The sequence below is a fragment of the Helicobacter pylori FD535 genome (assembly GCF_000296015.2).
Taxonomy (GTDB): domain Bacteria; phylum Campylobacterota; class Campylobacteria; order Campylobacterales; family Helicobacteraceae; genus Helicobacter; species Helicobacter pylori_CT.
This window is the reverse complement of sequence record NZ_AKHP02000067.1, coordinates 103,013-110,815: the sequence shown is the minus strand read 5'-3', so window position 1 is coordinate 110,815 and position 7,803 is coordinate 103,013. Positions and strand designations below refer to the sequence as shown.

6 protein-coding genes and 1 pseudogene are annotated in these 7,803 nt (G+C 40.3%); 6 read left to right on the top strand and 1 reads right to left on the bottom strand.

Going from position 1 to position 7,803, the window contains the following annotated elements:
• The 6 genes and pseudogenes from fliF to DV63_RS17040 all read left to right on the top strand — a co-directional run.
• Positions 1 to 457: flagellar basal-body MS-ring/collar protein FliF (gene fliF / locus DV63_RS17065; RefSeq protein ID WP_020982492.1), on the top strand; the 457-nt coding region annotated here is incomplete at its 5' end.
• A gap of 17 nt (positions 458 to 474) precedes the next feature.
• Entirely contained in the window at positions 475 to 1,506 is a 1,032-nt protein-coding gene (gene fliG / locus DV63_RS17060) for a flagellar motor switch protein FliG (protein ID WP_000201853.1), read from the top strand.
• The gene (fliH, locus tag DV63_RS17055) at positions 1,493 to 2,269 is read left to right on the top strand and encodes a flagellar assembly protein FliH (RefSeq protein ID WP_000056291.1); all 777 of its coding nucleotides are present in this window, start codon (positions 1,493 to 1,495) and stop codon (positions 2,267 to 2,269) included. The genes fliG and fliH overlap by 14 nt, the downstream gene beginning before the upstream one ends.
• Positions 2,270 to 2,271: 2 nt before the next feature.
• Positions 2,272 to 4,122, top strand: a complete 1,851-nt coding sequence (gene dxs / locus DV63_RS17050; protein WP_031202986.1) for a 1-deoxy-D-xylulose-5-phosphate synthase — start codon at positions 2,272 to 2,274, stop codon at positions 4,120 to 4,122.
• Positions 4,119 to 5,927: a translation elongation factor 4 gene (lepA, locus tag DV63_RS17045; protein ID WP_000660815.1), complete on the top strand. Its 1,809-nt coding sequence runs from the start codon at positions 4,119 to 4,121 to the stop codon at positions 5,925 to 5,927. Before dxs ends, lepA begins: the two co-directional genes overlap by 4 nt.
• A 14-nt stretch (positions 5,928 to 5,941) precedes the next feature.
• A pseudogene (locus tag DV63_RS17040) lies at positions 5,942 to 6,701 on the top strand (protein NO VEIN domain-containing protein).
• A gap of 271 nt (positions 6,702 to 6,972) precedes the next feature.
• On the opposite strand, the gene DV63_RS17035 reads toward DV63_RS17040, so the two are convergent.
• Entirely contained in the window at positions 6,973 to 7,782 is an 810-nt protein-coding gene (locus DV63_RS17035) for a flagellar hook-basal body protein (RefSeq protein ID WP_001179259.1), read from the bottom strand.
• Positions 7,783 to 7,803 lie beyond the last annotated feature (21 nt).

The following is a 7,803-nucleotide window of genomic DNA, read 5'->3' as shown; positions in this document are numbered from 1 at the left end:
GGCGGTGAGCAATTTTGAGTTTAACCCTATGGCGCCCATGATTGATAACGCTACTTTGAGCGAAAAAATCATGCACAAGACTCAAAAAGTCTTAGGTTCATTCACGCCTTTAATCAAGTATGTTTTAGTGTTTATAGTGCTATTTATTTTCTATAAAAAAGTGATTGTGCCTTTCAGCGAACGCATGCTAGAAGTGGTGCCTGATGAAGATAAGGAAGTGAAATCCATGTTTGAAGAAATGGATGAAGAAGAAGATGAATTGAACAAACTGGGCGATTTGAGAAAAAAAGTAGAAGATCAATTAGGGCTTAATGCAACCTTTAGCGAAGAAGAAGTAAGATACGAAATTATCTTAGAAAAGATTAGAGGGACCCTTAAAGAACGCCCTGATGAAATCGCAATGCTCTTTAAACTCTTGATCAAAGATGAAATCTCTTCAGACGGCGCGAAAGGTTAAACGATAAAAGGTTAAAAATGGCAACCAAGCTTACCCCCAAACAAAAGGCTCAATTAGACGAACTTTCCATGAGTGAAAAAATCGCTATTTTACTCATTCAAGTGGGCGAAGACACCACAGGCGAGATTTTAAGGCATTTAGACATTGACTCCATTACAGAGATTTCTAAGCAAATCGTGCAATTAAACGGCACAGACAAGCAAATCGGCGCGGCGGTTTTAGAGGAATTTTTTGCGATTTTTCAGTCTAACCAATACATCAATACCGGCGGTTTAGAATACGCCAGAGAGCTTTTAACTAGGACTTTAGGGAGCGAAGAAGCCAAAAAAGTGATGGATAAACTCACTAAAAGCTTGCAAACGCAAAAAAACTTCGCTTATTTAGGCAAAATCAAGCCCCAACAACTCGCTGATTTCATCATTAACGAACACCCTCAAACCATTGCCTTGATTTTAGCCCACATGGAAGCCCCTAATGCGGCTGAGACTTTGAGCTATTTCCCTGATGAAATGAAAGCCGAGATTTCTATTAGAATGGCGAATTTAGGTGAAATATCGCCCCAAGTGGTTAAAAGGGTTTCCACGGTGTTAGAAAACAAACTAGAATCGCTCACTAGCTATAAAATTGAAGTGGGTGGCTTAAGAGCGGTGGCTGAAATCTTTAACCGCTTGGGCCAAAAGAGTGCTAAAACCACGCTTGCTCGCATTGAAAGCGTGGATAACAAGCTCGCCGGTGCGATTAAAGAAATGATGTTCACTTTTGAAGACATTGTGAAATTGGACAATTTCGCTATCAGAGAGATTTTGAAAGTAGCGGATAAAAAAGATTTGTCTTTAGCGTTAAAAACTTCCACGAAAGATTTAACCGATAAATTCTTAAACAACATGAGCAGCAGGGCTGCAGAGCAGTTTGTAGAAGAAATGCAATATTTAGGGGCAGTTAAAATCAAAGATGTGGATGTGGCTCAAAGGAAAATCATTGAAATCGTGCAGAGCTTGCAAGAAAAAGGCGTGATCCAAACCGGTGAAGAGGAAGATGTCATTGAATAGCCGCAAAAATTTGATCCAAAAAGACCATTTGAATAAGCATGACATTCAAAAATACGAATTTAAGAGCATGGCCAATTTACCCCCTAAAACTAATCCTAATAGCGCGTCTTTAGAAACGCCTAACCCACAAGAGCCTTTGGAAAAAAAAGCGATAGAAAACGATTTGATTGATTGCTTATTGAAAAAAACCGATGAGCTTTCAAGCCATTTAGTGAAATTGCAAATGCAATTTGAAAAAGCCCAAGAAGAGAGCAAAGCTTTGATTGAAAACGCTAAAAACGATGGCTATAAAATCGGCTTTAAAGAGGGCGAAGAAAAAATGCGTAACGAACTCACTCACAGCGTGAATGAAGAAAAAAACCAGCTTTTGCATGCGATCACGGCTTTAGATGAAAAAATGAAAAAATCAGAAGATCATTTAATGGCTTTAGAAAAGGAACTGAGCGCGATTGCGATAGATATAGCCAAAGAAGTGATCCTTAAAGAAGTGGAAGACAACAGCCAAAAAGTAGCCCTTGCTTTAGCTGAAGAACTTTTAAAAAACGTTTTAGACGCAACGGATATTCATTTAAAAGTCAATCCTTTGGATTACCCTTATTTAAACGATCATTTGCAAAACGCTTCTAAAATCAAATTAGAGAGTAATGAGGCTATTTCTAAAGGAGGCGTTATGATCACTAGCTCTAACGGGAGCCTTGATGGGAATTTAATGGAGCGCTTTAAAACGCTCAAAGAAAGCGTGTTGGAAAATTTTAAGGTGTGATTTTGCAAAATAAAACTTTTGATTTAAACCCTAATGATATTGCAGGCTTGGAGTTGGTGTGTCAAACGCTGCGGAGTCGTATTTTAGAGGTGGTGAGCGCTAATGGGGGGCATTTAAGCTCTTCTTTAGGGGCTGTGGAGCTGATTGTGGGCATGCATGCCTTATTTGATTGCCAAAAAAACCCTTTCATTTTTGACACTTCGCACCAAGCTTACGCTCACAAGCTCTTAACCGGGCGCTTTGAAAGCTTTAGCACTTTAAGGCAATTTAAAGGCTTGAGCGGCTTTACTAAACCCAGCGAGAGCGTATACGATTATTTCATTGCCGGGCATAGCTCCACTTCGGTGTCTATAGGCGTGGGGGTGGCTAAAGCTTTTTGTTTGAAACAAGCGCTGGGCATGCCTATAGCTTTATTAGGCGATGGGAGCATTAGCGCAGGGATTTTTTATGAAGCCTTAAACGAACTGGGCGATAGGAAATACCCCATGATCATGATTTTGAACGATAATGAAATGAGTATCAGCACGCCTATCGGGGCTTTATCCAAAGCCCTTAGCCAGCTGATGAAGGGCCCGTTTTACCAGTCTTTCCGCTCTAAAGTTAAAAAAATCTTGAACACCTTACCTGAAAGCGTGAATTACTTAGCGAGTCGTTTTGAAGAATCTTTCAAGCTCATCACCCCAGGCGTGTTTTTTGAAGAATTAGGCATTAACTATATAGGGCCCATTAACGGGCATGATTTGAGCGCGATTATTGAAACCTTAAAATTAGCCAAAGAGCTTAAAGAACCGGTGCTAATCCATGCGCAAACCTTAAAGGGCAAAGGCTATAAAATCGCTGAAGGGCGGTATGAAAAATGGCATGGGGTGGGGCCTTTTGATTTGGATACCGGCTTGTCTAAAAAATCCAAAAGCGCGATTTTATCGCCCACTGAAGCGTATTCTAACACCCTTTTAGAATTGGCTAAGAAAGATGAAAAAATCGTAGGCGTAACCGCTGCGATGCCTAGCGGCACAGGATTAGACAAACTCATTGACGCTTACCCTTTGCGCTTTTTTGATGTCGCTATCGCTGAACAACACGCTTTAACTTCTAGCAGCGCTATGGCTAAAGAGGGGTTTAAACCTTTTGTGAGCATCTATTCTACTTTTTTGCAAAGGGCTTATGATTCCATTGTGCATGACGCTTGCATTTCTAGCTTGCCGATTAAATTAGCCATTGACAGGGCCGGGATTGTGGGCGAAGATGGCGAAACGCACCAAGGGCTTTTAGACGTGTCGTATTTGCGCTCTATCCCTAACATGGTTATTTTTGCCCCACGAGATAATGAGACTTTAAAAAACGCCGTGCGTTTTGCTAATGAACACGATTCAAGCCCTTGTGCGTTCCGCTACCCTAGGGGGTCGTTTGCGTTAAAAGAGGGGGTTTTTGAGCCTAGCGGTTTTGTTTTAGGGCAAAGCGAATTGTTGAAAAAAGAGGGCGAAATTTTACTCATTGGCTATGGTAATGGCGTGGGGCGGGCGCATTTAGTCCAACTGGCTTTAAAAGAAAAAAACATAGAGTGTGCGCTTTTGGATCTCAGGTTTTTAAAGCCCTTAGATCAAAATTTAAGCGCGATCATTGCCCCTTATCAAAAGCTCTATGTTTTTAGCGATAATTACAAGCTTGGAGGGGTGGCTAGCGCGATTTTAGAGTTTTTGAGCGAACAAAATATTTTAAAGCCTGTTAAAAGCTTTGAAATCATTGATGAATTTATCATGCATGGGAACACCGCTTTAGTGGAAAAATCCTTAGGCTTAGACACAGAGAGTTTGACTGACGCTATTTTAAAAGATTTAGGACAAGAGAGATGAAAGAAAAGACGCCAATGAAGAATATCCGCAATTTTTCCATTATCGCTCACATTGACCATGGTAAAAGCACTTTAGCGGATTGTTTGATCGCTGAATGCAACGCTATCAGTAACAGAGAAATGACCAGCCAAGTGATGGACACTATGGATATTGAAAAAGAAAGGGGCATTACGATTAAGGCTCAAAGCGTGCGCTTAAATTACACGCTTAAGGGGGAGGATTATGTTTTAAACCTCATTGACACCCCAGGGCATGTGGATTTTAGCTATGAAGTGTCTCGCTCTTTGTGTTCGTGCGAAGGGGCGTTATTGGTGGTGGATGCCACTCAAGGCGTGGAAGCGCAAACCATCGCCAACACTTATATTGCTTTAGATAACAATTTAGAAATTTTACCGGTGATCAATAAAATTGATTTGCCCAATGCGAATGTTTTGGAAGTCAAACAGGATATAGAAGACACGATAGGGATTGATTGCTCTAACGCTAATGAAGTGAGCGCTAAAGCTAGGCTTGGCATTAAAGATTTGTTAGAAAAAATCATTACCACCATTCCTGCCCCTAGCGGTGATGTTAACGCTCCCTTAAAAGCGCTCATTTATGATTCATGGTTTGACAATTATTTAGGGGCGCTAGCGCTGGTGCGTATCATGGATGGGAGCATTAATACCGAGCAAGAAATTTTAGTGATGGGAACGGGTAAAAAACATGGCGTTTTAGGGCTATACTACCCTAACCCTTTGAAAAAAATCCCCACTAAGAGTTTAGAATGCGGCGAGATTGGCATTGTGAGTTTGGGGTTAAAGAGCGTTACGGATATTGCGGTGGGTGATACGCTCACAGACGCTAAAAACCCTACCTCTAAACCCATTGAAGGCTTTATGCCGGCGAAACCCTTTGTTTTTGCGGGGCTTTACCCTATAGAAACGGACAGGTTTGAAGATTTAAGAGAAGCGTTATTGAAACTCCAGCTTAACGATTGCGCTTTAAATTTTGAGCCTGAAAGCTCTGTGGCACTTGGCTTTGGCTTTAGGGTGGGCTTTTTAGGGCTATTGCACATGGAAGTGATTAAAGAAAGGCTAGAAAGGGAATTTGGTCTTAACCTCATCGCTACCGCTCCCACGGTGGTGTATGAAGTGCATTTGACGGATAACAGCATCAAATACATCCAAAACCCTAGCGAATTGCCCCCTGAAAATCATATCGCTTGCATCAAAGAGCCTTTTGTGAGGGCGACGATCATCACGCCGAGTGAATTTTTGGGTAATTTAATGCAGTTATTGAACAATAAAAGAGGCATTCAAGAAAAAATGGAATATTTGAATCAGTCTCGTGTCATGCTCACTTATTCCTTGCCGAGCAATGAAATTGTGATGGATTTTTATGACAAGCTCAAATCTTGCACTAAAGGGTATGCGAGCTTTGATTATGAACCTATAGAAAACAGAGAGGCTCATTTAGTGAAGTTAGATGTGAGGGTGGCAGGCGATGTGGTGGATGCGCTTTCTATTATTATAGATAAAAACAAAGCGTATGAAAAGGGGCGAGCCTTAGTGGAAACGATGAAAGAGCTTATCCCAAGACAGCTTTTTGAAGTCGCTATCCAAGCGAGCGTGGGGAATAAAATCATCGCCAGAGAGACGATTAAATCTGTCGGTAAGAATGTAACGGCTAAGTGCTATGGGGGCGATATTACACGAAAAAGAAAGCTCTTAGAAAAGCAAAAAGAGGGCAAGAAACGCATGAAAGCTATTGGTAAGGTGGAGCTTCCCCAAGAAGCGTTTTTAGCGATATTAAAGATTGATTAGGGCGTTTAGCTTCTATGGCAAAACATAAGAACTATGAAATTTTAAATCTCATAGGCTATGCTTTGGCAAAATTTGATAATGATTTTATTAAAGAATTTGGCTTTTCTACTAAAAATGCTTTTTTTGAATATTGCGTCCAAATTGGCCTAGCTGACACGACTGGCGTTATTAAAAATCGTATGGATTTATTTGATTATTTTTTTCCCTAATAAACGCAAAGGTTGGTGGCAAAAAGGCGGTGCCTATATCCATAGAAAATTATGGATTGATAGTTTGTTTGGAAATGAAAGCGTTAAGGGTTTTAGCCATATTGTGAAATGGTTTTTGCAAGAACAATACGGAATCAAAGATTTAGGCATTACCCCTAACGCTTACCTCAAAACCCGCTATAAAAGCATGCAAGAAACGGGTTTAGAAGCCGAATTGTATTTTTTAAACCACTATAAAAACATCAAAATATTCTCTTGTGGGCATTTAAAAGACATGCGTCTTTTTGGCGATGGGTATGACTTCTATATTCAAACCAACAAGCAGGCGTTTTTAGTGGAAGTTAAGGGGATTAGAGAAAAGCAAGGGGCATTGAGATTGACCCAAAAAGAATACGATCAAGCGCAAGCGTATAACCATGATTATGTGCTTGTGGTGGTATTGAATTTAAGTGAAAAACCCCATCTTTTATCCATTGCTAACCCCTTAAAACATTTAGAGTTTAAGGCATGCGAGAGAAAGCAAAAAAGCATTTTGGAATACCACTTAATAGGGCAAATAAAATAGCTTTACAAAGAGCTTATCGCAACTCCAACACTATAAAGAGAATTGGCAGATTTTGATTGACTTGGCGTTGGAGTGAAAATATAAAATGACATTTGTAAATAAGAAAAAAGATCTCTTTAGATAGGGTGTTGGTTATGCTAAAAGGGCATAATCAATAATAAAGAAAAAATAAACACGCAAACACATGCACATGAAAATTTTTCACAAATCAAAGAGATAAAAGAAATTTTTGAAGACTCACAAGTTGGAAATAATCCTAAATCATTCGTTCTTAAGCTTTTGTGGCGAGTTTGTTGATCGCTTCAGCGTTCATGTCGTCTTGGTGGGTTTTTAACACTTTAGAATACATGTCCAAAAAGCGGTTGATTTCAATCAAAGCGCTCATCTCGCGCACCGCATTGACATTGCTTTTTTCTAGCATGTATTGCCTTAACGCGCCAGAGTCAGAGACTTGATGGACGCCTTCACCCTGATAAGTATAAAGGTTTTGCCCTATTTTTTTAAGATTTTTAGGTTCGCTAAAACCCACTAAAGCCAACGCACCTGCTTGAATTTGGGCTTCATTATCCCTAAAAGTGATTTCGCCATTTTGATTGACTTCAATTTCAGCGTTAGGCATGAGCATGATCCCTCCTTTTTCGTTCAAGCCCGAACGAGAAAGCACCCTAAAGCCATTAAGAGTTACCAAAAAGCCGTCTTTATCCACGCTAAAATGCCCATCTCTGGTATAAGCGACGCCCTCATTAGTTTGTATCGCAAAATAGAGGTTAGGGCTTGTTAGGGCAAAATCTAGGGGGTTATGCGTTTCTTCAAACGCGCCAAGGCTTCTATCCGTATAGATTTCTGATAGAATAGGCACACGATTGAGGTTGCGGTTTAAATACTTCGCGCTCGCTTTGGTTTGATCTTCTAAGGGCAGTTGCTCTCGGTATTGTTGGTAAAGCCTTAAAAAATCGCCCGTAATTGCATCTTCTCTTTTAAAGCCGTTGGTGTTTAAATTAGCTAAATTATTAGAGGTCAAATCCAAGCGGTTAAATTGTGTCGCCATAGCTCCAGTGGCCGCATAATACCCATTTTGCATGCAAGAATCCTTTTAAAAGAA